Here is a 26,585-nt window from a genome sequence, read left to right as displayed (position 1 = left end):
AATGCTCCTATCTTACTTTTCTAGTTTGATTGTAAATTAATTTTAACTTGGTCAAAAACTGCTCGACCTGACTCATATCATTTTCAAGGTCTAAACTAAGACGCACAGCTGACTGGGCCTTATCTTTATCCACTCCCATTGCAATCAAGGTGCCTGCAGGTTTCCCAGCCTTGGACGAACAAGCAGAGGTCGTTGAGATGAAAATATCATAGTCTTCAAAAGCGTGAACGATGACTTCTCCACGAACACCTTTGATTCCAAAAGTCAGGATATGAGGGGCAAAGTCTTCCTCATCTGAGAAGATAAAAATATCTGGGTAGTCCAGAAGGGCTTGGCGAATCACTGCCTTCATCTGCCCAGTCTTGCTAGTAAAGATATCTAGCTTTTCCATAGATAAACGGAGAGCCTTGGCTGTCCCTGCAATTCCTGCCACATTTTCAGTTGTCGAACGATAATCTCGCTCCTGACCACCACCTGTTAAAAGAGGCGTAATCTTCTTGCCATACTTGATATAGACAAAACCAACACCACGAACTCCGTGGAACTTGTGACCAGAGAAAGTCGCGAAATCCACTCGTTCTGTCAGATACTTTTCAGTCGGAATCTTGGCAAGCGCCTGAACCGCATCAACGTGGAAGGAAATAGTCGGCTTGTCTGCTAACAGTTCTGAAATAGCTTGAATAGGTTGAATCGAGCCGATTTCATTGTTCACAGCCATGACGGAAACGAGGGTCGTATCAGGTCGTATCAAATCTGCTAACGCTTCAACATCCACAAATCCTTTGTTATCAACTGGAGCAAAATCCACTTCAAATCCTTGACTTTTCAACCAGAGGGCTGACTCTTTGACTGCCGGATGTTCAATGGCTGATACAATGATGTGCTTTCCAAATTGAGCTTTTTCAAAGGCCACACCCTTGATGACCCAGTTATCTCCTTCTGTCCCACCAGAAGTAAAGAAGATTTCATCGCTTTTCTTACCAATTAAATCTGCAATCTGTTGGCGAGAAGCATCTAAGATTCGTGTTGCCTGGTCCCCTAAACGATGAAGACTAGATGGATTTCCTAAAATTTTTGAAGCGACCTGCATATAGGTTTCAAGGGCTTCAGGATAGGGCTTGGTCGTCGCCGAATTATCAAAGTAAATCATGTTTTCTCACGCTTTCTAAAATCACTCCTTCTATTGTATCATGAAACGGAGCTTGCGACAAGAAAGGGCAATTCCTCTTTTTTTAAGATTTTTTTAAAGAAATGCGGTATAATAAATTTTAATTAAAGGAGAGAATGTATGTCTAATTATCGTAGAACTTCAAAACCAAAAACAGAACACATCAAAAAAGGCTTTACAGTCTTTCAAAAAACCGTTGCTACTATCGGTAGTATCCTCGGCTTAATTACCGCAAGTATCACGATCATGAACGCCTTGGATAATAACAAAAATACTAAAAAAGAACCTACGACAAGCCAGACGACAACCATTGTCAAAGAAATTCAAAAGGAATCCCCTCAGGAAAACACTAGTCCCAATAAGGAAAACAACACTTCTCAAGAAAAAACACAGCAAGAGGAAACACCAAAATCTAGCGTCAAGGAAGAGAAAAGAGAAGAGCAGAAAGCAGCAACTCAGGAATCTACTACTCCTGCTCCAAGTAAACCCACTACTGAAAATGAAAAACAGTCCAATACCCCAACTTCGGAAAATAAAACTAATCAATAATCACTAAAATAGCCTCCTTCCAAACCTGGAAAGAAGCTATTTTTTATTGTTGTAAAACTTTTCTTGGCTTGGTACCTTCAGCTGGACCAATGACACCTGCCATCTCAAGTTCTTCCATGAGACGGGTCGCACGGTTAAATCCAACTGATAAACGACGCTGAATCATAGATGCGCTGGCTTTCTGGGTTTCGATTACCAAAGCCTTGGCTTCTTCAAAAAGCGGATCTCCACCAGATTCACCATCTGAAAATTCACCTTCATTTTCAGAAACCTCACCTGGATCAAAACTCTCATCGTAGTCCGCATCAGCCTGAGCCTTGATGAAGTTTACGATGCGTTCAACATCATCATCCGAGATAAAGGAGCCTTGGAGACGAACTGGATGATTTTCATCGATTGGTTTAAAGAGCATATCTCCTCGACCAAGCAGTTTCTCAGCTCCATTTTCATCTAAAATAGTACGGGAGTCTGTTCCTGATGAAACTGCGAAAGCGACACGAGATGGGACATTGGCCTTGATTAGACCAGAAATGACATCAACGGATGGACGCTGGGTTGCAAGAATCATGTGGATACCGGCAGCACGCGCCTTCTGCCCAAGACGAATAATGGCATCTTCCACTTCCTTGCTGGCCACCATCATAAGGTCAGCCAACTCATCCACAATCACGACAATGAGCGGTAGCGGAATTTGCTTGTACTCAGACTGGGCATTGAACTCTTCTACCTTGGCATTAAAGCCTGCAATATTACGAACTCCTACCTTTGCAAAGAGTTCATAACGATTTTCCATCTCATCCACAACCTTTTGCAGGGCTTTGCTAGCCTTACGTGGATTGGTCACGACTGGAATCAAGAGGTGGGGAATATCATTGTAAACAGATAACTCAACCATCTTGGGATCGACCATCATAAATTTAACTTGGTCAGGTCTCGCCTTCATGAGGATGCTAGCGATAATGCCGTTAACGGCGACCGACTTACCTGAACCCGTTGAACCTGCGACTAGCAAGTGGGGCATTTTAGAAAGATCAAATGCTCTTGCAGTGCCATTAACAGCCTTCCCTAAAGGAATTTCCAAGAGATTTTCAGCTTTCGTTTGAGATTGTTCCCATAGTTCGCGGAAGGACACAGTAGCAATCTCAGAGTTGGGTACTTCGATTCCGACCAGGGATTTCCCTGGGATAGGTGCTTCGATTCGAACATCCTTGGCTGCCAAGGCTAGAGCAAGGTCGTCTGCGAGATTGGAAATGCGGTTGACCCTTACACCCACTGCTGGCTTGACTTCATACTTGGTTACTGATGGTCCAATTTCAGCCCGTTCAACTGTTACCTTGATACCAAAGCTAGCAAAGGTTTCTTCTAGAATTTTGATATTTTCCCGAACGATTTTCTTCTCTTTAGACTGGTCTTTTGGTTTATCTGGGGCAAAGAGTTGTAAGCTTGGAAGTTTGTATTCGAGGGCTTCCTTGGCTGAAAAATCGACCTGAACATCTTCATCATCTGAGCCATCTTCCTGTTCAGGGAATTCAAGTTCAGCTTGAGGCAGGATGATTTCTGGTTCCACCCACTCTTCTTCTGGAACAGGAGGAACGTCAAGCACAACATTATCAGTCAGAATTTCACCTGTTTCCATATCAACAGGAGTCAAATCGAGTAAGGCTTTTTCAGTCTCTTCTTGTTCTAATCTAGCATCTTCCTCAGCCTTTTGACGAGCTTTTTCTTCTTGTTTGACAAAGCGTTCCTCTTTTCGACGCTCATGCCCTTCCCGCCATTTGGCAAAGCCTCTACTGAAGAATTCAGCAATATCGTAAACAGACCAAGGACTGACTAGGAGGGCTCCAGCTAAAATCAAGATAGAACCAATAAAGTAGGTACCGATATTTGAGAAGAGAAAGGCGATTGGCATATAAAGAGCGACCCCAATCAAGCCACCTCCAGCAAAACTGGTTGTTCTAAAGCCAGTTAAATCCGTCACAACCTGAGCCATGGTCCCTTTTAATACCGACTTATCCAAACCATATTTCCAAACTAAGTAGGCCTCAAAAATCAAGAGCAAACCTGCAAATATGGTGAAAAAGCCAGATAGGAGCCCTTCCTGTTTTCGTATCCACTTGAAAAAGAAGAGATAGAGTAGGATGCCAAATATTGCCAGATAAGCTAGGCTACCCACCAGCAAGCGAATTAGATTGTAAAGGGTTATACCTGCAGCCCCTAATTTGAAGGCTGCGAAAATCAATAAAAGCGCGATTCCTAACGAAATCAACATCCGTTGAATCGCTTCTTTTCTTTCGAGTTCTGCTTTAGACGGTCTCCGTCTTGTTTTACTTGTATTCTTGTTTACCATTCTTCTATTATACCATATTTCACAGGCATTTCGGAAAGAGAAAAAGACTGCACCAAGCGGTCCAATCTTTTTATTTTCTATCTAATTTTTATGCTTGAGGTTTGCGTAGGTAACCATAAACCACACCACTTACGATTGCTCCTACCAATACAGAAACGAGGTAAAGAAGAGCATTTGAAGTAAGGGCAATCACGAAGATTCCTCCGTGTGGCGCCATAAGTTTGATACCAGTAAGACCAACGAGTCCACCTGCTACTGCTGAACCAAGGATGAAACTTGGGATCGCACGAGCTGGGTCAGCGGCACCAAATGGAATTGCTCCCTCAGTGATAAATGACAAGCCCATGATGATGTTTGTCAAACCTGAGTTGCGTTCTTCCTTAGTAAATTTATCTTTGAAAAGAAGAGTTGCGACAAAGATTGCAAGTGGTGGCACCATTCCTCCAGCCATAACTGCTGCCATGGCTACAGAACCACCTGAAGAAACAGACGCTGCAAGCGTACCTGTACCAAAGACATAAGCCGCTTTGTTAACTGGTCCACCCATGTCAACAGCCATCATTCCACCAAGGACGATACCAAGAAGGACAGCTGAACCTCCTCCAAGACCACCTAGGAAGTCATTCATAGCAGTGTTGATTGCTGCCATTGGGATATTAACAGCTAGCATGACAAATCCAGTCAAGATTGTTCCAAGAAGTGGCAAAAGAAGGATTGATTTTGCACCTTCAAGTGAACGAGGAACTTTAACGTATTTCTTGATAGCAAGAACTAAAGCACCTGCGATAAATCCACCAACAAGGGCACCTAGGAAACCAGATGAGACACCTGCAAGAGTTGAAGTTGCTTCACCACCTGCGGCATAAGGAATTTTACCAAAGGCAAAACCTTCTTTGGCAATAGCACCAGCCACGAAACCTGCTACCAAACCTGGTTTTTCAGCGATAGAGTAGGCAACATAACCTGCAAAGACTGGAAGCATCAAACCAAAGGCAGCTCCACCAATTTTCATGAACATAGAAGCTAGCTCATGGTAGGAACCAAGATTACCAAGATTTTCATTTGGAACACCCAAAGCACCGTCAATCAAGAAGGCAAGGGCAATCATGATACCACCGCCAATAACAAATGGCAACATTTGCGATACACCACTCATCAAGTGTTTGTAGAAGGCACCACCAAGACTTTGTTTTTCGTTAGAGGCTGTTGTAGCTTTTGTTCCATTAGCAGCACGATAAACTTCAGCATCTCCTGAAAGAGCCAAGTTAATTAACTCTTCTGTTTTACGGATACCGTCAGCAACTGGACGATTGATCAATGGTTTGCCATCGAAACGATCCATTTCAACTGCCTTGTCTGCCGCGATGATAACAGCTTTAGCCTTACGAATGTCTTCCGCAGTTAGTTGGTTACCAACACCGCTAGCACCGTTGGTTTCGACCTTAATTCCAACACCCATTTCAGCAGCCACTTTTTGAAGAGCTTCTTGGGCCATATAAGTGTGGGCGATACCTGTTGTACAAGCTGTAACAGCAACGATAAAGTCACCAGAGTCATTGGTAGGTGCTTGAACTGGCTCCTCAGCTTTTTCTGAAGCTTGGTTAAAAAGTTCGATAACTTGGTCAGCTGATGTTGCTTGACGAAGTTTGTCAGCAAAACCGTCTTTCATCAAGTATTGAGACAATTCTGCCAAGGCTGCTAAGTGAGTATCATTGGCACCTTCTGGAGCTGCAATCATGAAGAAGAGGTCAGTTGCTTGCCCATCCAAACTCTCATAGTCAACACCCTTGTTTGACTTGGCAAAGAGAACTGTCGCTTCTTTTACAGCAGCATTTTTACTGTGAGGCATTGCGATACCATCACCCAAACCAGTAGAAGTCAAAGCTTCACGCGCCAAAATTCCTTCTTTAAAGGTTTCAAAATCTGTCACATAACCGTGATCTGTCAAGCTTTTAATCATCTCTTCGATGACAGCTGTTTTTTCAGTTGCTTGCAAATCCAGCAACATGACATCTTTTCTCAATAGGTCTTGAATTTTCATCGTTTTTCTACCTCAACTTTTTCATATGTTTCTTTAATAAATTCTGTTGTTGCCAAGTCATCTGAGAAGGTGGTTGCTGTTCCACAAGCAACCCCCCATTTGAAGGCTTCTACTGCGTCTTTTGATTTGACAAATTCACCTGTGAATCCAGCAACCATAGAATCACCAGCTCCAACTGAATTTTTGACTGTTCCTTTGATTGGTTTAGCGAAGTAAGCTCCCTCAGATGTGACAAGAAGGGCACCGTCCCCAGCCATAGAGATAATGACATTTTGAGCACCTTTAGCCAGTAACTCACGAGCATATTTCTCAATTTCATCTAAACTTTCGAGTTTAACCCCAAAAATCGCTCCAAGTTCATGATTGTTTGGCTTGACCAAAAGTGGCTGATAATCCAAACTATCAATCAAGGTCTGTCCTTCAAAGTCACAGACTACTTGCGCACCAGTCTTGCGCGTCAAGGCAATCAAATCCTTGTAGATAACATTGCCTAGATTTTTAGCACTTGAACCCGCAAATACAACCGTGTCTTCTGCAGTCAAACTAGACAAAATAGCTTTCAACTCTTCTAACTGGGCTGGTTCGACAGTTGGACCCGTTCCGTTGATTTCTGTCTCTTGGTCTGCTTTGATTTTAACATTGATACGAGTATCTTCTGCCACTTGGACAAAACGCGTCTCGATTTCTTCCTCTGCCAGAGTATCTGTGATAAATTCACCAGTAAAACCACCGATAAATCCCGTAGCAGTATTTGGAATATCCAAGCGTTTCAAGACACGACTGACATTGATTCCTTTCCCACCAGCAAACTTATCATCACTGTCCATACGATTGACACTACCGACTTGGACTTGGTCCAAACGAACGATATAGTCAATGGATGGATTGAGTGTGACTGTATAAATCATACTTCTATTACCTCCGTTTTCTCCTTAATAGCCTGCAAGAGCTCATGCCCTTGACTTGTGATAACAATAGCTCGTTTGAGTGGTGCTACCTTAGCAAAGCAAGTTTGTCCAATTTTTGATGAATCCACCAAGACATAGGTCTGTTTGGCATTCTCCAAAATAGCTCGCTTCACAGCTCCCTCCTCCATATCAGGAGTCGTATAATAGCCATCGTCCACACCATTCATCCCGATAAAGGCACGGTCAAAGTGCAATTGGTTAATTTGGTTAAGAGCAACGCCCCCGATGCTAGCATCTGTTGCCATCTTGACACTTCCTCCAACCATGACAGTTGGAATCTGCTTTTCAACCAACTGTGCGGCATGATGAATCGAATTTGTCACAACAGTAATATTCTTATTGACCAATTCATGGATCAAAAAAGCAGTTGTTGTTCCAGCATCGATAAAGATGACATCTTGTTCCTTAATGAGAGAGGCTGCTTTCTGAGCCAGCAACTTCTTTTCTTGAAGGTTTTTGACAGATTTTTCTTGAATGGTTTCTTCTTCCTGCAAGGAATGGGGCAATTCTGCTCCACCATGCACGCGACGAAGCTTGTTTTCCGCTTCCAACTCATCCAAATCTCTTCGAACCGTTGATTCTGACGTTTCTAACAAACTAACTAATTTTTCTAGAGAAACTACATGATGTTGATTTAACTCCTCTAAAATCAGTTGCTTCCGCTCTGTTTTTAACACTGAATCACCTCCTGTTATCGTTTACACTATTCATTCTATCACACTTTCTTTCAAAGTCAAGCGCTTTTTGTCATTTTCTTTCAAAATCTATCATTTTTCTTATTTCCAAAATTTTTATTGCAAGATAAGAGCCTTTATGGTAGACTATTTGAGTAAGTATTGGAAGATTACTCAAGAGGCTTAAGAGGCCGTGTTGGAAACGCGGTAGGCGTGTAACAGCGTGCGTGGGTTCGAATCCCATGTCTTCCGTTTATTTTAAAAAAGATACCCAAGAAATCTTGGGTATCTTTTTTCTTATATGCTTGTTTTATAACTCGGGTGAATTTCTTAGAAAATATCAAATAACAATTTCACATTGAGAATTGTTAAGATAATGGAAACGATATAGCCAAGGATGGTATTCCATTTGGCATTGGTAAATTCTCCCATCAGTGATTTCTTAGAAGTTAGATAAATCAGTGGGAAGATTGAAAATGGAAGAGCAATCGAAAGAAAGACTTGTGAATAAACCAATAACTGATCTAATGTTTTTTCCTGATGACCAAACAGAACCGCTACAATCATGACAGGCAACAAGGCAAAGAGACGAGTTGCCAAACGAATGAACCATTGAGGTAATCTCATATGCAAGAAACCTTCCATAACGATTTGTCCAGTCAAGGTACCCGTAATTGTCGAATTTTGACCACTGGCTAATAAAGCCAAGGCAAACAAGGTTGATAAGGTCGAGCTAGCTATAGCTCCTGCAATAGTAGAATCCTGCAAGGCATTATACATTTGAGAGAAGGCAGAAATCTCAGATGCATGGCCGAAAAAGAGAGCCGCCCCGAGAATTAATAGAAGGGAGTTAACCACAAAGGCCAAGGATAATTGGAGATTTGAATCCCAGGTCATAAAGCGCACGGCTTTTCGAACATCATTCTTGTCCTTGTGATTGATTTTCCGAGTTTGTGACAAGGAAGAATGCAAATAGAGGTTATGGGGCATAACCGTTGCTCCCACGATCCCTAGTGCCAAGGTTAATTGACTTTCATGCCCTGGCAAGGGACTTTCAAATAAGGTTGCATTCGGTAGATAACCCTCAACGATTCCTTGGAAGCTTGGATGTGACAAAGCTACCAGATAGGTAAAAATTGCTAGAATGGTTAAAATCAGTGTTGTCACAATAGCTTCAATCTTCTTAAAGCCAAATTTCATCAGAAGCAATAAGAGAAAAACATCCAACACGGTCAAGAGAATTGCTATCATAATCGGAATCTTAAAGAGAAGATTGAGAGCAATCGCTGAACCTAGAACTTCTGCCAGATCTGTCGCCATCAAGGCTAATTCTAAAATCACCCATAGACTATAACGAAGCCATTTAGGTGAATGATGAGCCGTTGCTTGAGCCAGGTCCATCTGGGTTACAATACCAAGCTTTCCTGCCATCTGCTGAAGTTGCATGGCAATGAGAGATGAAATCAAGATAACAAACAAGAGACTATACTTATAGGAAGCACCACCGACTACACTGGTAATCCAGTTTCCTGGATCCATATAACCAACTGCGACAAGAGCACCCGGACCTAAAAAGGCATTTAAATTTTGCCAGAAATGATTGTTATTTGGAGTATCGATAGATTGATTAATCTCAGAGAGTGACACTTTTTTATGAGAAGACATAGATACTTACCTCTTTCTAAACCTACTTTTTCATTATTTTCTATTAGAGAAAAATAAGATTGACTTTAAACTATTAAAACAATGAAAACTATATGAAAAACATTTAGTTTTTTCATTATTTTTCTTAAGGCACCTTAATTATAACAGAAAATATGATAAAAACTTAAGAAAATTCAGGACTTGATTTAATATTTAGGATACAACAAAATGTTGTATTCTTTTTTTGCAAAAGAATACCAAAGAATAAAATAAAAAACGTTGTAAAAACAACGTTTTAGAAAGATTTACAAAACAATGTAAATTATCAATGGAGCCGGTGGGAGTCGAACCCACGTCCAAACATCTGCTAACATATTTGTCTACAACCATAGGTTATGTATTCGTTTAACAGTCCCTCGACACATAACTCAAGCCTAGAAACCGCGAGTCTATCAATCTCTTATCAAGCCGCTAGACAAGACTTGATCGTATCTCGCTAATAATAAGACCTGTCATTGAACACGAGCAATCCAAATCGGGTCACGCCTGCTGGTTTTTAGGCAGCTAGAGCGTAAGAAGTGTTATTTTTTGCAGTTATATTTAACTGAGCGTTTACGTCGCCACACGAGTCGCAAAATATGCCTCATAATGCCTGTCGAATCCGTAACGACCCCAAAAGACAGTAAAACCATTATACCTTATCTAACTCAAAAATGCAAAAAGGAAATCAACTAACTAAAAAAGATAGTCTTTCAAGGCTTTAGTCAAAACCTGATAACCAGCAACACTGAGATGCAGCCCATCAGTTGTATATTCTTTTTTGAGTTGGCCTGCTTGGTCTGTCAAACTATCAAAAACTGGCACAAATTCTACCTGCATATAGGCAGAAGCAAGCTCTTGATAGGCTTGATTCCATTTCTGAATTTTTTCATTCGTGCGGATATAGACTGTCTGCTTGTATTCCTCTCCCTCATTGACTGGCAAAATAGAAAGCAATTTCATCTCTGTCAATGGATAATCGCGAGTAATGGATTGTATGATAGCTTCGAGATTATTGAGAGCCTCATTCACAGGCACATCTTTTCCGATATCATTTGTCCCAATCAAAAGGACAATTTTATCTACTGCTCCACCGTAAAGATGCGCATCTAGATTCTCTAGTAACAGCCCTGTCTGATAACCTCGAATACCTCGATTGACAATCGTCTTCGAAGTCCCAAATAGTTCCTGCAGAGGATAATATTCGACAATGGAATCACCAATAAAGAGAATATCTGGCTCTACAACTGAAACCTGATTTAAGTGACGATACTTGGTTTGGATTTTTTCTTGTTCCTTTAGTAACCAATTTTCTAATAACTGTACTGCCACTTCATTCTCCTTTTTCTAACCAGTTTTCCAAGACTTGATAAACTCCTCCTTGGCTATTGGCTGGCGCTAGAGCAGTAGCCACAGCTTTGGCTTTATCATCAGCATTTTCCATCGCATAGGCAATTCCAGCCATTTCAAGCATTTCAACATCATTTTCACTGTCACCAAAAGCCATAATTTGTTGGGGGTTCAAGTCCCAACGCTTGAGTAATTCTTCCAAGCCCCATGCTTTATGAATCCCAGCTTGAAGGATATCAATGCAACCATAGCCACTCGATACAGCACGAACACAGCCATCAAAGAGGTCATTGATTTCTTCCAAAACCGAACTCAAACGTTCCTCACCAACAACCATACTCATCTTGAGAACACCACCAAAGAGGTCAGATGTTAACTCATCCACAAATTGCATCCGTTGGTAGAATTTTTCAATCATTTCTGGAGTCATAAAACTTTCAAGATCTGTAAAAATCGTACCTTCTTTGACGAAACCACCCTTCATCCCCGTCACAACAAACTGATCCTGACACGCTCGACCCTTGAAATGAGCCAAAGCCTTATCGACAATGGCATCATCCCAAGTCTGAGACTGAATCAATTCATTGTTTTCAAAAATACGAGCACCGTTTGCAACAACCAGAACCACTCGATCGACCAAGTGCTCCAGTAGTTGCCTCATGCGATGAATTTCATTCCCAGTCGCAATGACAAAACGAACACCCCTTTGATCCAACTGATCTAAAATCTTTTCCAAGCGTGGGAGATCGAGCTGACCTCTAGCATCCAGCAATGTCCCATCCATATCTGTCGCAATTACCTTAATCGTCATTTACTTTCCTCTGGATTCAAGCTAATCCCACTTCAATCCTACATGTTCGTTCATTTCTTTATAGGCTGTATCAATTCGTTCCTTAGTCGCTTCATCTAACTGGTCACGATGACTACCACCTTCGATAAAATCTTCTAAGATATAGGTTTGGTAAAGGAAGAGTGGGTAACCTTCTGGAGAATAGGTTCCTTTAGGTGTACGATTTACCCAAGAAGGATGTGCTTTGGCAGTTTCGATTGTCGTCTTACCGGCTTTTTTCTTAACAGTCACATCCATGAGCACACCACGCTCTGTCCACTTAGCATTCTCTTCATCTTGCATGGTTTCAATTCGTTGATTGGAAATGAAGTTCCCCATTGAATAGATAATGAGTTTCTTGTCTCCATCTTTTTCAACCGTTTCAGATGGTTCAACTACGTGAGGGTGCCCTCCAAAGATAATATCAGCTCCCCAATCGATCATCTTGTGATAAAGAGCCTTTTGTTCTTCAGTTGGTTCCAAGCGATACTCCACACCCATTTGAGGCATGATAATGGTGATATCTGCTTCCTTCTCTGCTCGTTCAATTTCAGCCTTCATCTTGTCTTCGTTTAGGTCTGAAAGATAGCGGTTATAGCCTTCTTGAGAAATACTTTGCTCAATTCCATTAAATCCATAAGAATAGGCCAAAAGTGCAACCTTAATACCGTTCACTTCCTTGATAACCAGTGGAGCTTGATCACGGGACTCATGCGTATACACTCCAATAGGTGTCATTCCTGCCTTCTCAATAGCATCTGCTGTTGAAACGACACCTTCTATTTGTGAATCTAGGATATGGTTATGCGCCAAGTCTAGCACTTGATAACCGGCATCCTTGATAGCATCCATGACTTCTCCAGGTGCATTAAAGAGAGGATAACCTGCCAAATAGTGGTCCTTGTTAACAGTACCTTCAAAATCACCTATAATCAGGTCTGCTTGTTTGAGCCATGGTTTCACATAATCAAAATTTTCATGAAAATCATAGGTACCATCTTCTTTTAAAGCAGAACGATAGATAGGAATATGATAGAGGAGGTCCCCGTTGGCCATAATTCTAGCAGTTTTTTCCTCTTCCTCATCTTTAGCATTTTGATTCGTCTTATTTGCTTCTTGAGAAATGGCATCCTTTTTTTGACTGGTTAAGGGGATTCCTTGGAAACTTTCAAACAACAAGACCAAGCCCATTGATAAAGCAACTGCTAGCAAGAGTATTGCCACAAATCCCTTATTACTCCACTTGCGATAACTCCTAAAAAAGTTTACAAAGCCTCTCACAAAATGAAAAACTGGTCCACGTTTATATCTATCTTGTCTTCTCTGCATCTTCATTCTCCCTGCTTTCTAATGCAAGCCTTTTCTTTTTATTATATCACAGATAAGTAATTCTTTCACAATTGAATCGAACCTAGTAGGCATTTTCTATAAAAGCTAGATGCCGAAATACTTTCATTCCTTGTCATTTTGTGATATCATGTAGAGGTAATGAAAGGAGAGAAAATGTCTGCTATAGAACGTATTACAAAAGCTGCTCACTTAATTGATATGAAAGATATTATTCGCGAAGGGAATCCGACTCTTCGCGCGGTTGCTGAGGAAGTCACTTTCCCCTTGTCTGACCAGGAAATCATCCTTGGCGAAAAGATGATGCAATTCCTTAAACATTCCCAAGATCCCGTGATGGCTGAAAAAATGGGGCTCCGCGGTGGTGTTGGACTGGCTGCTCCCCAGTTAGATATCTCAAAACGTATTATCGCTGTTTTGGTGCCAAACATTGTCGAAGAAGGCGAAACTCCTCAGGAAGCCTACGACTTGCAAGCCATTATGTACAATCCAAAAATCGTCTCTCACTCGGTTCAAGACGCTGCTCTTGGCGAAGGAGAAGGTTGCCTATCTGTTGACCGCAACGTTCCTGGCTATGTAGTCCGCCATGCTCGCGTTACTGTTGACTACTTTGACAAGGATGGAGAAAAACACCGTATCAAACTCAAAGGCTACAACTCCATCGTTGTTCAGCATGAAATTGACCACATTAACGGTATCATGTTTTACGATCGTATCAATGAAAAAGACCCATTTGCAGTTAAAGATGGTTTACTAATTCTAGAATAAAGAAAATCCCGTTGCAAGACGGGGTTTTGTGTTATAATAGAGGCATGAAAACAAATGATATTGTCTATGGCGTCCATGCCGTTACCGAAGCCCTCCTTGCAAATACTGGAAACAAACTCTACCTCCAAGAAGATCTCCGAGGTAAGAATGTTGAAAAAGTCAAGGAACTGGCTACAGAAAAGAAGGTGTCCATTTCTTGGACTTCAAAAAAATCCCTCTCTGAGATGACTGAAGGTGCTGTCCACCAAGGTTTTGTTCTACGAGTGTCTGAATTTGCCTATAGCGAGTTGGATTACATTCTAGCAAAAACACGCCAAGAAGAAAATCCACTTCTATTGATTCTGGATGGTCTAACTGATCCTCACAACTTAGGCTCCATCTTAAGAACCGCTGATGCGACCAATGTTTCAGGTGTCATCATTCCCAAGCACCGTGCTGTCGGAGTAACTCCTGTCGTTGCCAAAACAGCCACAGGTGCTATTGAACACGTTCCAATTGCTCGAGTGACCAATCTAAGCCAAACTCTGGACAAACTCAAGGATGAAGGCTTCTGGACCTTTGGAACGGATATGAACGGTACTCCTTGCCACAAGTGGAATACAAAAGGGAAAATCGCCCTCATCATTGGAAATGAAGGAAAAGGCATCTCTAGCAACATCAAAAAACAGGTTGATGAGATGATTACCATTCCGATGAATGGACATGTTCAAAGCCTTAATGCCAGCGTTGCTGCAGCCATTCTCATGTACGAAGTTTTCCGAAATAGACTATAAAAAAAGTTTCCAATCAGATGATTGGAAACTTTTTTATGATTATACTCAATGAAAATCAAAGAGCAAACTAGGAAGCTAGCTGTAGACAGCTCAAAGCACTGCTTTGAGGTTGTAGATAAGACTGACGAAGTCAGCTCAAAACACTGTTTTGAGGTTGTGGATAGAACTGACGAAGTCAGTACCCATACCTACGGTAAAGCGAAGCTGACGTGGTTTGAAGAGATTTTCGAAGTGTATTAACTATGTTCGGTGATAAACTTGTAAGCTTCTTGACCAGCAATAGCCCCATCTCCAACTGCTGTTGTTACTTGGCGAAGGTCTTTCAAGCGAACATCTCCAACGGCAAAGATACCATCAACTGCAGTTTTCATGTGGTTATCTGTCACAATCCAGCCTGCCTGATCTTGGATATTCAATTCTTTAACAAAATCGCTAAGAGGGTCCAAACCAACATAGATAAAGACACCACCGAAGGCTTGTTCTGTCACTTGACCTGTTTTCACATTTTCAAAGACGACAGATTCTACTCGGTTTTCACCCTTGATTTGCTTGACTACAGAGTCCCAGATAAAGCTGATTTTCTCATTCGCAAAGGCGCGGTCTTGTAAAACTTTTTGGGCACGAAGTTGGTCACGACGGTGAACAATGGTAACAGTCTTAGCAAAACGAGTCAAGAAGAGGGCTTCTTCAACAGCCGAATCTCCACCACCGACTACCAACAAATCTTGGTCACGGAAGAAAGCACCATCACACACGGCACAGTAGGAAACACCACGACTGTTCAGTTCTTCTTCTCCAGGTACTCCCAAAGGACGGTGTTGAGAACCAGTTGCTACGATAACTGTACGTGTTTCATATGTTTGGTCATCGGTCATCACTTTCTTAAAATCACCATGGTCTTGGACATTCTCAACATAACCATAGATGTGCTCAACACCAAGATTTTCAAGCGGTTCAAACATTTTTTCTGCCAATTCTGGTCCACTAATATTAGCGTATCCAGGGTAATTTTCAATATCAGATGTATTATTCATCTGACCACCTGGCAGACCGCCTTCAATCAAGGCTACTTTCAGATTGCTTCGAGCAGCATACAAGGCCGCAGTCATCCCTGCAGGTCCAGCACCGATAATAATAGTATCGTACATATAGTTTCCTTCTTTCTTATTGTAACTATCTTTATTCTAACTCTTTCTTGTCAATCAAGCAAGGATTATGCCTTGAAAACAAGAATTAAACTCATAACCGCAAAGGATAATACTGGAACAACCAAGACCCCAATCATAATCATATCATAGAGATGGGCTTGGCGAGCCTTGGCTGTCTTATCAACTCCCGACATGGCTCTTAGTCCAATCCAAATCCCTAAAAAAATCAGGACGAGGATGGTGGTCAAGATCAAACTCTCGAAATATAAAGAAAATAGTTGCAGTAGCATGATTTCTCTCATTTCTATCTTTTTTAAAGAGTAAACTCAGCTAGTCCAGCTAACTGAGTTTTCTTTTATCTATTATATCAAATATAAGTCCGTTTGTAACTAGCGAAGAATTCTTTTGTCCGCTCTTCTTTAGGATGGTGGATAATCTCATCCGGTGTTCCAGACTCAATGATTTTCCCCTTATCTAGGAAGAGAATCTTATCAGCCACTTGGGCTACAAAGGACATATCATGACTAACCAAAATCATGGTTTGACCTGACTTAGCAGCATCTGCAATAGACTTCTCTACTTCACCAACCAATTCTGGGTCAAGGGCTGAAGTTGGTTCGTCTAAGAGCAAGACATCCGGTTTCATGGCAAGCGCACGCGCTAGGGCAACCCGTTGCTTCTGTCCACCTGATAAATGGCGAGGATAATGGTTCTCACGATCAGAAAGCCCAACCTTAGCCAACTCTTCCTTGGCAATCTTAGTTGCTTCTTGGTCAGATAATTTCTTGACAACAACTAAGCCTTCTTTCACATTATCAAGTGCTGTACGTCGTTCAAACAAATTAAACTGTTGGAAAACCATGGACAGCTTGCGGCGTAGGGCTAGGATTTCTTCCTGAGTGATTTTAGAAAAATCAACTGAGAAATCATCAATCTGAATTGATCCACTGTCAGGAGTTTCAAGATAATTGAGACTGCGAAGGAAGGTTGATTTTCCAGCTCCTGAAGAACCAATCAAGGCTACAACTTCCCCTTTTTGGATATCCAAGTCCAGATGATCCAAGACAGTCTGTCCTGAAAAGGATTTGCTTAAATTCGAAATCTTAATCATTAACGAAGGTCTCCTTTCACATCTGTTTGCACTGTATCAGGTGCGGAAATAGCCATTTTTCTCTCGATGAAACGTCCGAGGCTTTCAATTCCAATATTGACTACCCAATAAACAAGGGCAACGGAGATGAAGCGTTCAAAATAGCGGTAATCAGCTCCACCCAAAATCTGAGCTTGGGCAAAGACTTCCACAACTCCTGCACTAAAGGCTAGGGACGTTCCCTTGGTCAAGCCGATTAGGGAATTGATCAAGGTTGGAGTCGCTACAACGGCCGCATTTGGAATAATCACGCGACGATAAACTTGTGCTCGCGTCATACCCAAGCTGCGTGCCGCCTCAATCTCACCAGGATTGACTGAGAGAATGGCTGCACGAATGGTTTCACTCGCATAAGCTGCCTCATTAAAAGCAAAGGCAACAATCGCAAAAGCAGCGGCTGGAATAGCATTGATATTGAGACCAGTTCCCCATTGCTGATTGAGGGCTTTCAAAGCCAAAGGGATTCCGTAGTAGGTCAACATGAGTTGCACCAAAATCGGTGTCCCTTTTAAGAAACTAACAAAGAAGGCCTGCAAGGGATATAAAATCTTGACACGATTGATCTTCACAATGGCAAAAAGAAGTGCCAAAACCAAGCCAAAAAGGGCACCACCAATTGTCAACATAATCGTTGTTGGAAGCTGTTGGACAATTCTTGGAATTCCATCAAAGACCGAACGCAAGCTAAAAAGCTTGCCATCCGGAATCAATTGCATCAAGTTTTGGTACCAATCTGATGCTAAAATCGTTGTAACATTCATAAAAACATCCTCTCCTGATAATGATTCATTCTACCATACTTCTGCCGTCAATGAAATTATTTGCTACGGTCAGATACAGACTTTGTCCACCTACTAGTTTATCATACTTTGAAACAGGGAGGTTATATATTTTATCTATCAAAGAGATAAGTAAAAACTATTTCAATCCCAATTCTTCATAAGGTTTTCGATAACCAATTTGCTTAACAGTTCCATTTTCTACTAAAATGGGCCGTTTTAACAACATACCGTCGCTTGCTAGTAACTCAGCCGCTTCTTGGTTTGACAGGCTTCCTACCTTATCTTTCAGCCCTAATTCACGGTATTTGATTCCACTGGTGTTGAAAAATTGCTTCAACTCGAAACCTGAGGTCTCTAGCCAGTTTAAAATGACTTCTTGACTAGGTGTTTCTTCCACGATGTGAACAGCTTTGTAGTCCACACCGAGTTGGTTTAATTCTTGTTTTGCTTTTTTACAAGTTGAACATTTTGGGTATTCGATAAATTCTAACATGTGTTTCACCTTCTATTCTATATCTTTAAAATCTGCGCCTTCATGCTCCAATAGCCATGCTTTCTTTTCCACACCTGCAGCATAACCTGTCAGACGCTTGCCTGCTCCTAGCACACGATGACAAGGTACTAGGATAGACCAAGGATTGCGCCCCACTGCTCCACCAATTGCTTGAGCAGAAGGCACTTGCAAATCTTGTGCGATTTGTCCATAGGTTACTGTCTGACCATAAGGAATTCCCTGTAAATAGGACCAAACTCTCTTTTCAAAATCCGTTCCGATTGGAGCCAAGGGCAGGTTGGATAAATCCTGAGGCTTGCCTTTAAAGTAAGCATCTAAGCAAGCAATAACTGGGTCTAAAATGGGATGACTAACAACTTCTTCTATTATTTCATACCCTAGTCCCCTCTCAAAATGCTTCTGCTCATGCACCCAAATGCCATACAGATATTGCTCGTCGGCAACCAAAGACAAGGTTCCTATGGGCGAAAAGTAGCGCATTTTTACGTACTTCTTTTGCATTATTTCTTCAATTTTTGATAGGCCAAGCGTTCGCCATCAACTGGAACCTTACCAACCTGTTTAAATCCAAGCTTTTCAAAAATATGTTGCATAGCCTTGTTTGCAACATGCGTATCTGAGCGAAAATCCAGGTAATCAAATCCTTCAATCAAGCCTTCTAGGAAAGTCTGAGCAACCCCCTGTCCCTGGACATCTGCTGCCACAGCAATACGGTGAAAGACTAGGTACTCTGACTCTCCAGCTTGCCATTTTCCTTCATAAATGGCTTCATAGGCTGCCTCTGGACTCTTGGTCACAGCTGCATAAGCTAGTAGTTCTCCCTCTTCCAAGGCTACGTAGGCTTGACCTGAGATAATATCCTCAATAATAATATCAGCATTTGGATAACCATTTTGCCACTGGTCACTACCAGCATCCGCTAAACATTTTTTAGCATCCTCCATCACCTGCATGATGGCATCTACTTCATTTGGAAAAGCTAATCGAATCTCCATCTTTTCTCCTCATTTCTGACTAGTTTCTCCCATCATAGCATAATTTAAGCCTTTTCACAAGCAGTTAAAACTTGACTTTCTGTTTTTGTTATTTTATAATCTAGTTATTGAAACTAGATAAAAAGGAGTTGGAAATGAAAATTACCTTTTCCTACCCAAAATGGGCAGAAATTCCAAACATTGACCTCTATCTGGACCAGGTTTTACTCTATGTCAATCAGGTCTGCGCCCCTATCTCTCCTGATAAAGACAAGGGCCTGACAGCATCCATGGTCAACAATTATGTCAAACATGGTTACCTGACAAAGCCTGACAAGAAAAAATACCAACGCCAACAGATTGCCCGTCTGATTGCTATCACAACCCTCAAGTCTGTATTTTCTATTCAAGAAATCGCTCAGACACTGAATACTCTCCAAAGTCAAGCAAGTTCAGACCAACTCTACGATGCTTTTGTGGACTACATGAACCAAGGAATTGACCCAGCTAATCCCATTATCCAAACCAGCTGCCAAACCGTTAAACTCTATCATCAAACTCTAGCCTTAATCGATCATACTCAAGAGGAGGTAATCCAATGAACAATAGTCTTAAACTCAGCAAACAACTCAGTTTTGGAGAGGAGATTGCTAATAGCGTGACCCATGCCGTAGGCGCAGTCATCATGCTTATCTTACTCCCCATTTCATCCACCTATAGTTATGAGGCACACGGATTTTTATCATCTATAGGTGTGTCCATTTTCGTCATCAGTCTCTTTCTCATGTTTCTATCATCCACCATTTATCACTCTATGGCCTATGGTTCGACCCATAAATATGTCTTGAGAATCATCGACCATTCTATGATTTATGTTGCTATTGCTGGCTCTTATACACCTGTCGTACTGACTTTGATGAATAACTGGTTTGGCTATCTGATTATTGCCATCCAGTGGGGAACGACCATCTTTGGTATTCTCTATAAAATCTTTGCTAAAAAAGTCAATGAGAAATTTAGCCTTGCTCTTTACCTGATTATGGGCTGGTTGGTTCTAGCTATCATTCCTACCATTATCAGCCAAACAACTCCAATTTTCTGGAGTCTCATGGTAACTGGCGGACTTTGTTATACAGTTGGGGCTGGATTTTACGCCAAGAAAAAACCTTATTTCCACATGATTTGGCATCTCTTTATCCTAGCCGCGTCCGCACTCCAATATATTGCTATTGTTTATTACATGTAAAAAAGTTGAGAAATTCAATCTCAACTTTTTTCTTTACACATATTGATAAAGTACTGGTGCAAGCGCACATCATCAGTCAATTCAGGATGAAAAGAAGTTACCAACATATTTTTTTCTTGGGCTGCAACGATTTGATTATCAACTGTTGCTAGAATTTCTACATTTTCTCCAACACTGCTGATAATTGGACCACGGATAAAAGTCATTGGAATCTGACCGACTCCCTTACATTCTGCTTCCGTGTAGAAACTCCCTAGTTGGCGCCCATAGGCATTTCGCTCGACCACCATATCCATAGTTCCTAGATGACTCTCTTCCTGAGAAGTAATTTCCTTAGCCAGCAAAATTAAACCCGCACAGGTCCCAAACACTGGTAATCCAGATAGAATGGTTTCTCGAATAGGAATCAGCATGTCCTGCTCACGTAAGAGCTTGCCCATGGTTGTAGATTCCCCACCAGGTAATATCAAACCCGACAAGTCACTCTGATGTTTCTGAAAATCATCTAAATTTCTGATTTCGACACTAACGACTCCTAGTTTATCTAGCACTTTTGCATGTTCTGCAAAGGCCCCTTGCAAGGCCAATATTCCGATTTTCATCTATTTTCCTCGCTCAGCCATGAGGATTTGGATCTCATTTTCATTGATACCAACCATGGCTTCTCCTAAATCTTCAGAGATTTGAGCTAGAATTTGAGGATTACGGAAGTTAGTCACCGCTTTGACAATAGCACTCGCTCGTTTAACAGGATCTCCTGACTTAAAAATACCTGAACCGACAAAGACACCCTCTGCCCCTAATTGCATCATCAGCGCAGCATCTGCTGGCGTTGCAACACCTCCAGCAGCAAAATTTACAACTGGCAATTTTCCATGTTCATGGACGTATTGAACCAATTCTACAGGGACTTGCAAGTCCTTAGCAGCAACATAAAGTTCGTCCTCACGTAGGTTTTGAATGCGGCGAATTTCCTGATTCATCATACGCATATGACGAACAGCTTGAACAATGTCTCCTGTCCCTGGTTCTCCTTTTGTACGAATCATAGAAGCACCTTCAGCGATACGACGCAAGGCTTCACCCAAGTCCTTAGCTCCACAGACAAAAGGAACTTGGAATTCTTTCTTGTCCACATGGAAACGGTCGTCAGCTGGAGATAGAACTTCACTCTCATCGATATAGTCAATTTCAATAGCCTCTAAAATCTGAGCCTCAACAAAATGCCCGATTCTGACCTTGGCCATTACTGGAATACTAACCGCTTCTTGGATTTCCTTAATCATCTTTGGGTCACTCATGCGGGAAACCCCACCAGCTGCACGAATATCAGCCGGAATCCTCTCCAAGGCCATAACAGCTGCCGCACCAGCAGCTTCAGCGATACGGGCTTGTTCAGGATTTTGAACATCCATGATAACACCACCTTTAAGCATTTGTGCTAAGTTTTTATTTAATTCATAACGATTTTCAGTCATTTCTTTATCCCCATCATTTGTATTGGTAGCTACCATTTCATTTTAAGTCAGATTAGAATAAATCACAAGATAAAAAAACGATAATTGTATGGGTACAGATTGACTAAAAAACTATCTGACCTTAACTTAAGGCCAGATAGTTCATTCATTTTTATTTTTCAGCTGTAAGGGCAGCCATTGTAATATAGTTGTATGGTTTGTTAAAGTGTGGCAAGAAGAATAGGTCAGTCAAAGCCAATTTTTCAATTGTTACATGCTCTTGAATAGCAAGTGAGAACATGTGAATTCCCATACTAATCGCAGGGTCATGTGAAACCATTTGTGCACCAAGAATTTCACGGCTATCTTTGTCAAAGACAATCTTGATGGCTACTTCATGGTTATCATGTTTCATGAATTCTGGTTTTTGAAGATCGTTAAAGCCTGTCTCAGTTGCGTTGTAACCAGCAGCTTTAGCTTTTTCAAGAGTCAAACCAGTTGAAACCATGTGAAGACCGTAGATTGAGATACCGTTTGAACCTTGAACACCGATTCCTTCCAATTCATGTCCACAAGCATTGTAAGCACCAACAATACCAGTACGAACTGCGTTTGAAGCAAGTGCGATGTAGCTTGTATCTTTACGAGCGTTGTCATAAACAGTCGCACAGTCTCCAACAGCAAATACACCAGGAAGTGAAGTTTCTTGTTTCTTGTTTACAAGGAAAGCACCGTTACGGAAGAGTTCAATCTTACCATCAGCAAGTGCTGTGTTTGGACGGAAACCAACTGCAAGGATAACCATATCCACATCGAAAGTTTCTTTATCAGTAATCAAGCGTTCAACTTTACCGTCACCCTCGATTGCTTTAACAGTTTGACCAAGAGCCAAGCGAATGTTGTGGTCTTCCAAGTTCTTCGCCATCATTTGTGTGAAGTCTTTGTCATAGTAACCGTTCAAAACAGTATCAACGATATCAACAAGGACAACTTCTTTTCCAAGACGCTCAAAGGCTTCAGCAAGTTCAACACCGATGTAACCACCACCAACAACGGCAATACGGTCGAGGTGTTGGCTCTTGTCAGCAAGTTTATTGATAACTTCTTCAGCATTTTGGTACAATTTCACGAATTGTACGTTTTCAAGAGTTGCTTTAAATTCGCGGTTTCCTTTAACAATTTCAACACCTTCGATTGGTGGCAAGATTGGTGTAGAACCCGTAGCAAAAATCAATTTCTCGTATGATTCTTTGTGTTCTTTTCCTTCAACTTCAGCTGTAACTACTTTGTTATCATAGTCGATTGAAAGAACTGGTGACTTCATGTAAACCTTAGCACCTTTAGCTTCCAATTTTTCTTTATCAGAATAGAACAAGCCTTCAGCACCATCAATTTGTTCACCGATCCAAAGGGCCATTCCACATCCTAGGAAAGAGATGTTAGAGTTTTGGTCGAATACAACGATTTCGTTCTCATTACCAAAATTATCCAACATAGTATTAATACATGCTGTACCAGCGTGGTTAGCACCAACTACAACGATTTTACTCATAGAAAAATTCCTACCTTTAATTTAAAATTTACTCTTCTAGTATAACATTTACTGTTAGCGTTTACAAGAGTTTAGCTAATTTTCCCGATTTTTTTGTAAAAAAGTGTAAATAATCTGTATTTTATCAGCCTTTCTTACAATTACTCTTTATATTTTCTGAGCATATTTCTTGACAACTTTACAAATTTTATTTGTGAAAACGCTGACTTTATGGTATGCTAGTATCATGGAAAGAAAATGTAAGGGGTTAAATTTAATATAAATTTACTATATTTCAGCCTTCTTTTCATAAGAGAAAGGAGTTGGTAGCTTGCCTCTTAGTTCACATTCCGAACGGCTAATGGGAACCACTATCACTATTTCATTAGTGGATGAGCGAGCAGATATCTTGCTCCAAAAATCCTTTGATTTGCTCAAAGAGCTCGAATACCGCTTCAACGCCAATAGCCAAGAATCTGAGTTGATGGAAATCAATTATCAAGCTGGAATAGCTCCTGTCAAGGTTCATCCAGACCTGTTTGAACTGATTTCACTTGGTTTAGAGCATAGCCTAGCGCCCTCTAGCCATCTCAACATCAGTATTGGTCCCTTGATTCAAACCTGGCGTATCGGTTTTTCAGATGCCAAAGTTGCCCAACCTCGGGAAATTGAAGAGGTTCTCCCTTTAATCAATCCTCATTATGTCGAGTTAGATTCTTCCACTTCTACTGTGTTTCTAAAACAGAAAGGAATGAAGATAGACCTAGGTTGTTTAGCCAAGGGTTATAGTGCGGATAAGGTTGCCCAATTTCTGAGAGAAGAGGGAGTGACTTCTGCCTTGATCAATCTAGGAGGAAATATCCTGACCATTGGAAAAAATCAGACAAGAGGGAATCAAGCTTGGCAAATCGGGATTCAAGACCCAGCTAATCCTAGGGGAAATCACTTAATGACCATCCCCGTTGTCGATAAATCTGTCGTAACTTCAGGCATTTATGAACGTCACCTGACAGTTGATGGAAAAGATTACCATCATATTTTTGACAGCCAAACAGGATATCCTGTTGAAACGGAACTAGCTAGTCTAACAATCATCTCTGATAAATCAGTCGAAGGTGAAATCTGGACAACTCGTTTATTTGGAGAAAGACCTGCTTCTATCCTCTGGCAAGTCGAAAGTTTGGAGGGGATCGAAGCCATCCTCATCGATAAAGAAGGTCACCTAAGCTGTTCTTCAGGAATTCCTACTCTATAGAAATAAATGTTTCAATGGAGTTTTAAATCGTATTATGTAGAAAGAGAAAGGAAATCTCATGTTAAAACTTATTGCTATTGTTGGAACAAATTCAAAACGTTCTACAAACCGTCAATTGCTTCAATACATGCAAAAACACTTTGCTGAAAAGGCTGAAATTGAACTTGTTGAAATTAAAGACATTCCTGTCTTCAACAAACCAGCTGACAAGCAAGTACCTGCTGAAATCCTGGAAATTGCTGCCAAAATTGAAGAGGCAGATGGCGTTATTATCGGTACTCCTGAGTATGACCACTCTATCCCAGCTGTTTTGATGAGCGCTCTTGCTTGGTTGTCTTATGGTATCTATCCACTTTTGAACAAACCAATCATGATTACAGGTGCTTCATATGGTACTCTTGGTTCATCACGTGCCCAATTGCAACTTCGTCAAATCTTGAATGCTCCTGAAATTAAGGCAAATGTGCTACCAGATGAATTCTTGCTTTCTCACTCTCTTCAAGCCTTTAACCCAAGTGGCGACTTTCTTGACCTTGATGTTGTCAAGAAATTGGATGCCATCTTTGATGACTTCCGTATCTTTGTGAAGATTACTGAGAAATTGCGCAATGCACAAGAATTGCTTCGCAAAGATGCTGAAGAATTCGACTGGGAAAATTTGTAAGAATAGGAGACCAAAAGAATGAAATTTGTTGGACTTGTTGGATCAAACTACGATCAATCATATAACCGCAAACTCTTGGAATTTATCCGTCGCAATTTCAAATTCAAATTTGAATTAGAAGTTCTTGAAATCGACGAAGTTCCAATGTTTAACCAAGACGAAAAATGGGACGAAAGTTTCCAATTGCGCTTCTTGTATAACAAGATTACACGTGCTGATGGTGTCATTATCGCGACTCCTGAGCACAACCACACTATCTCAGCTTCTCTCAAATCTGTACTTGAATGGCTTTCATACGAAGTTCATCCATTTGAAAACAAACCTGTTATGATTGTGGGAGCATCATACTACGACCAAGGAACTTCACGTGCCCAAGTTCACCTTCGTAAGATCCTAGACGCTCCTGGTGTCAATGCCTATACACTTCCAGGTAATGAATTCCTTCTTGGTAAAGCCAAAGAAGCTTTTGATAACAATGGAAACATCACTAACGAAGGAACTGTTAAATTCCTTGAAACTTGCTTAGATAACTTTGTTAAATACGTAGGAGTCGTTTCGAAATTGAAAAAACCAAAACCAATCGAACCAGAAGACTTGTATTGTGGAAAACCAATTGCTACAACCATTACAGAAGTTGACCCTGACGATCCAGAATGGGTAGAAAAAGTTGCAGCAATCACTGGTGCTGTTTCTGGTGATACCTATGTCAAATTGGACCATGGTATCCTTACAGTTAACCAAATCGATATGTTCTTGAAAGCTATGCCATTTGAATTGACATATGCTGATGACAACAACCAATTCCTCTACTACAACAACGCTCACCAAGATCCAGACACCATGTTTGCTAAACGCGTACCACCTCAATCAGGTAGTCGCATGGCAACTGTGCATGGTTCTCTTCCACCAGCACGCATGAAAAATGTAGAGTGGGTTATCGGAACACTTCGCAACGGAAACCAAGAATACGTTCGTACTATTGTTCCAGGTTCTCCTGCAGGTGTTATCAACACTCACAACTACCAAGCTATGTACTATCCTGACGGATCATACGCTGGTATCAATGAAATCGTCTTTAACTTCCAACCATGGCTTGACTGGTACCTACAAGAAACTGGTCAGCGTCTAGTTGGTGGAAATGCTGCAGCTCCTGCCGGAGGACATGGTCACGGCGATGCAGATGCTACATCTGGAGCTTCTGATGCAGGTGATGCTGGAGGTCACGGTGGTGGCGCAGACGCTACATCTGGAGCAAGTAACTAATAATAGATTTAGGAACCATCTTGGTTCCTTTTTTAGTGATAAAAAGACTAGCAGACAAAAACTGCTAGTCTTTTGGTTATTATACTCTTCAAAAATCAAATTCA

At 41.2% G+C, this 26,585-nt stretch carries 27 protein-coding genes, 1 tRNA gene and 1 other RNA gene; 9 read left to right on the top strand and 20 right to left on the bottom strand.

What is annotated here, in order from left to right; translation table 11 throughout:
- Window positions 1–7 precede the first annotated feature (7 nt).
- A complete protein-coding gene (locus tag N8O43_RS04155; RefSeq protein ID WP_261089528.1) occupies window positions 8–1,150 on the bottom strand; it encodes a cysteine desulfurase family protein in 1,143 nt (380 codons plus the stop codon).
- A gap of 138 nt (window positions 1,151–1,288) precedes the next feature.
- Between N8O43_RS04155 and N8O43_RS04150 the strand changes: the two genes are divergently transcribed.
- Entirely contained in the window at window positions 1,289–1,717 is a 429-nt protein-coding gene (locus tag N8O43_RS04150) for a DUF6556 family protein (RefSeq protein WP_261089527.1), read from the top strand.
- A gap of 43 nt (window positions 1,718–1,760) precedes the next feature.
- On the opposite strand, the gene N8O43_RS04145 is transcribed toward N8O43_RS04150, so the two are convergent.
- From N8O43_RS04145 to N8O43_RS04130, 4 genes are all read right to left on the bottom strand, one after another.
- The gene (locus tag N8O43_RS04145; protein ID WP_314726008.1) at window positions 1,761–4,064 is read right to left on the bottom strand and encodes a DNA translocase FtsK; all 2,304 of its coding nucleotides are present in this window, start codon (window positions 4,062–4,064) and stop codon (window positions 1,761–1,763) included.
- 88 nt (window positions 4,065–4,152) lie between these two features.
- On the bottom strand, window positions 4,153–6,105 hold the full coding sequence (locus N8O43_RS04140; protein ID WP_000701454.1) for a fructose-specific PTS transporter subunit EIIC: 1,953 nt from the start codon (window positions 6,103–6,105) through the stop codon (window positions 4,153–4,155).
- The gene (gene pfkB, locus N8O43_RS04135) at window positions 6,102–7,013 is read right to left on the bottom strand and encodes a 1-phosphofructokinase (RefSeq protein ID WP_261089526.1); all 912 of its coding nucleotides are present in this window, start codon (window positions 7,011–7,013) and stop codon (window positions 6,102–6,104) included. Before pfkB ends, N8O43_RS04140 begins: the two co-directional genes overlap by 4 nt.
- A complete protein-coding gene (locus N8O43_RS04130; RefSeq protein WP_000920651.1) occupies window positions 7,010–7,750 on the bottom strand; it encodes a DeoR/GlpR family DNA-binding transcription regulator in 741 nt (246 codons plus the stop codon). The genes pfkB and N8O43_RS04130 overlap by 4 nt, the downstream gene beginning before the upstream one ends.
- Window positions 7,751–7,911: 161 nt before the next feature.
- Between N8O43_RS04130 and N8O43_RS04125 the strand changes: the two genes are divergently transcribed.
- Window positions 7,912–7,999: transfer RNA gene (locus N8O43_RS04125), tRNA-Ser, on the top strand.
- A 78-nt stretch (window positions 8,000–8,077) separates the two neighbouring features.
- Here N8O43_RS04125 and N8O43_RS04120 read toward each other — a convergent pair.
- From N8O43_RS04120 to N8O43_RS04100, 5 genes are all read right to left on the bottom strand, one after another.
- Complete coding sequence (locus tag N8O43_RS04120) at window positions 8,078–9,412, bottom strand: Nramp family divalent metal transporter (protein ID WP_000094601.1); 1,335 nt, start codon at window positions 9,410–9,412, stop codon at window positions 8,078–8,080.
- A gap of 305 nt (window positions 9,413–9,717) precedes the next feature.
- Window positions 9,718–10,065, bottom strand: a transfer-messenger RNA (tmRNA) gene (ssrA, locus tag N8O43_RS04115).
- 61 nt (window positions 10,066–10,126) lie between these two features.
- Window positions 10,127–10,762, bottom strand: a complete 636-nt coding sequence (locus N8O43_RS04110; protein ID WP_261089525.1) for an SGNH/GDSL hydrolase family protein — start codon at window positions 10,760–10,762, stop codon at window positions 10,127–10,129.
- Window position 10,763: 1 nt separating this feature from the next.
- Window positions 10,764–11,591, bottom strand: a complete 828-nt coding sequence (locus N8O43_RS04105) for an HAD family hydrolase (RefSeq protein WP_261089524.1) — start codon at window positions 11,589–11,591, stop codon at window positions 10,764–10,766.
- Between the two features lie 21 nt (window positions 11,592–11,612).
- Entirely contained in the window at window positions 11,613–12,938 is a 1,326-nt protein-coding gene (locus N8O43_RS04100) for a CapA family protein (RefSeq protein WP_314726007.1), read from the bottom strand.
- A 174-nt stretch (window positions 12,939–13,112) separates the two neighbouring features.
- Here N8O43_RS04100 and def point away from each other — a divergent pair, with 174 nt between their 5' ends.
- The gene (def, locus tag N8O43_RS04095; RefSeq protein ID WP_049500103.1) at window positions 13,113–13,724 is read left to right on the top strand and encodes a peptide deformylase; all 612 of its coding nucleotides are present in this window, start codon (window positions 13,113–13,115) and stop codon (window positions 13,722–13,724) included.
- A 44-nt stretch (window positions 13,725–13,768) separates the two neighbouring features.
- Entirely contained in the window at window positions 13,769–14,497 is a 729-nt protein-coding gene (rlmB, locus tag N8O43_RS04090) for a 23S rRNA (guanosine(2251)-2'-O)-methyltransferase RlmB (protein WP_000855753.1), read from the top strand.
- Window positions 14,498–14,733: 236 nt separating this feature from the next.
- Here rlmB and trxB read toward each other — a convergent pair whose 3' ends face one another.
- The 7 genes from trxB to N8O43_RS04055 form a co-directional block, all read right to left on the bottom strand.
- Window positions 14,734–15,645, bottom strand: coding sequence for a thioredoxin-disulfide reductase (trxB, locus tag N8O43_RS04085; protein WP_261089521.1), 912 nt, complete (start codon window positions 15,643–15,645; stop codon window positions 14,734–14,736).
- A gap of 65 nt (window positions 15,646–15,710) precedes the next feature.
- Complete coding sequence (locus N8O43_RS04080) at window positions 15,711–15,935, bottom strand: DUF4059 family protein (protein ID WP_000926599.1); 225 nt, start codon at window positions 15,933–15,935, stop codon at window positions 15,711–15,713.
- Between the two features lie 77 nt (window positions 15,936–16,012).
- Window positions 16,013–16,756: an amino acid ABC transporter ATP-binding protein gene (locus N8O43_RS04075; RefSeq protein ID WP_000590965.1), complete on the bottom strand. Its 744-nt coding sequence runs from the start codon at window positions 16,754–16,756 to the stop codon at window positions 16,013–16,015.
- Entirely contained in the window at window positions 16,756–17,556 is an 801-nt protein-coding gene (locus tag N8O43_RS04070; protein ID WP_001103449.1) for an amino acid ABC transporter permease, read from the bottom strand. The genes N8O43_RS04075 and N8O43_RS04070 overlap by 1 nt, the downstream gene beginning before the upstream one ends.
- 157 nt (window positions 17,557–17,713) lie before the next feature.
- Entirely contained in the window at window positions 17,714–18,070 is a 357-nt protein-coding gene (locus N8O43_RS04065) for an arsenate reductase family protein (RefSeq protein ID WP_000889092.1), read from the bottom strand.
- Between the two features lie 12 nt (window positions 18,071–18,082).
- A complete protein-coding gene (locus N8O43_RS04060; protein ID WP_261089519.1) occupies window positions 18,083–18,592 on the bottom strand; it encodes a methylated-DNA--[protein]-cysteine S-methyltransferase in 510 nt (169 codons plus the stop codon).
- Entirely contained in the window at window positions 18,592–19,086 is a 495-nt protein-coding gene (locus N8O43_RS04055) for a GNAT family N-acetyltransferase (protein ID WP_033677458.1), read from the bottom strand. The genes N8O43_RS04060 and N8O43_RS04055 overlap by 1 nt, the downstream gene beginning before the upstream one ends.
- A gap of 134 nt (window positions 19,087–19,220) precedes the next feature.
- Here N8O43_RS04055 and N8O43_RS04050 point away from each other — a divergent pair, with 134 nt between their 5' ends.
- Window positions 19,221–19,667, top strand: coding sequence for a DUF1836 domain-containing protein (locus tag N8O43_RS04050; RefSeq protein WP_261089516.1), 447 nt, complete (start codon window positions 19,221–19,223; stop codon window positions 19,665–19,667).
- Window positions 19,664–20,311, top strand: coding sequence for a PAQR family membrane homeostasis protein TrhA (gene trhA, locus N8O43_RS04045; RefSeq protein ID WP_261089515.1), 648 nt, complete (start codon window positions 19,664–19,666; stop codon window positions 20,309–20,311). Before N8O43_RS04050 ends, trhA begins: the two co-directional genes overlap by 4 nt.
- Before the next feature lie 20 nt (window positions 20,312–20,331).
- Here the strand turns inward: trhA and pdxT are convergent, their stop codons facing one another.
- The 3 genes from pdxT to nox form a co-directional block, all read right to left on the bottom strand.
- Window positions 20,332–20,913: a pyridoxal 5'-phosphate synthase glutaminase subunit PdxT gene (gene pdxT, locus N8O43_RS04040; RefSeq protein WP_261089514.1), complete on the bottom strand. Its 582-nt coding sequence runs from the start codon at window positions 20,911–20,913 to the stop codon at window positions 20,332–20,334.
- Window positions 20,914–21,789, bottom strand: coding sequence for a pyridoxal 5'-phosphate synthase lyase subunit PdxS (gene pdxS, locus N8O43_RS04035; RefSeq protein ID WP_000138517.1), 876 nt, complete (start codon window positions 21,787–21,789; stop codon window positions 20,914–20,916).
- 151 nt (window positions 21,790–21,940) lie between these two features.
- The gene (nox, locus tag N8O43_RS04030; RefSeq protein WP_261089513.1) at window positions 21,941–23,320 is read right to left on the bottom strand and encodes a H2O-forming NADH oxidase; all 1,380 of its coding nucleotides are present in this window, start codon (window positions 23,318–23,320) and stop codon (window positions 21,941–21,943) included.
- A 310-nt stretch (window positions 23,321–23,630) separates the two neighbouring features.
- On the opposite strand from nox, the gene N8O43_RS04025 reads away from it, so the two are divergent.
- The 3 genes from N8O43_RS04025 to N8O43_RS04015 are packed head-to-tail and all read left to right on the top strand — an operon-like array spanning window position 23,631 to window position 26,481.
- Complete coding sequence (locus N8O43_RS04025; protein WP_261089511.1) at window positions 23,631–24,554, top strand: FAD:protein FMN transferase; 924 nt, start codon at window positions 23,631–23,633, stop codon at window positions 24,552–24,554.
- A 58-nt stretch (window positions 24,555–24,612) separates the two neighbouring features.
- Window positions 24,613–25,218: an NADPH-dependent FMN reductase gene (locus N8O43_RS04020; RefSeq protein WP_261089510.1), complete on the top strand. Its 606-nt coding sequence runs from the start codon at window positions 24,613–24,615 to the stop codon at window positions 25,216–25,218.
- A gap of 18 nt (window positions 25,219–25,236) precedes the next feature.
- Window positions 25,237–26,481, top strand: coding sequence for an NAD(P)H-dependent oxidoreductase (locus N8O43_RS04015; RefSeq protein WP_261089509.1), 1,245 nt, complete (start codon window positions 25,237–25,239; stop codon window positions 26,479–26,481).
- Window positions 26,482–26,585: the final 104 nt, after the last annotated feature.

Source organism: Streptococcus mitis (assembly GCF_946190335.1).
In the GTDB taxonomy this organism is placed as follows: domain Bacteria; phylum Bacillota; class Bacilli; order Lactobacillales; family Streptococcaceae; genus Streptococcus; species Streptococcus mitis_CH.
The sequence above is the reverse complement of the archived record's forward strand: the minus strand, read 5'-3'. Positions and strand labels throughout refer to the sequence as shown.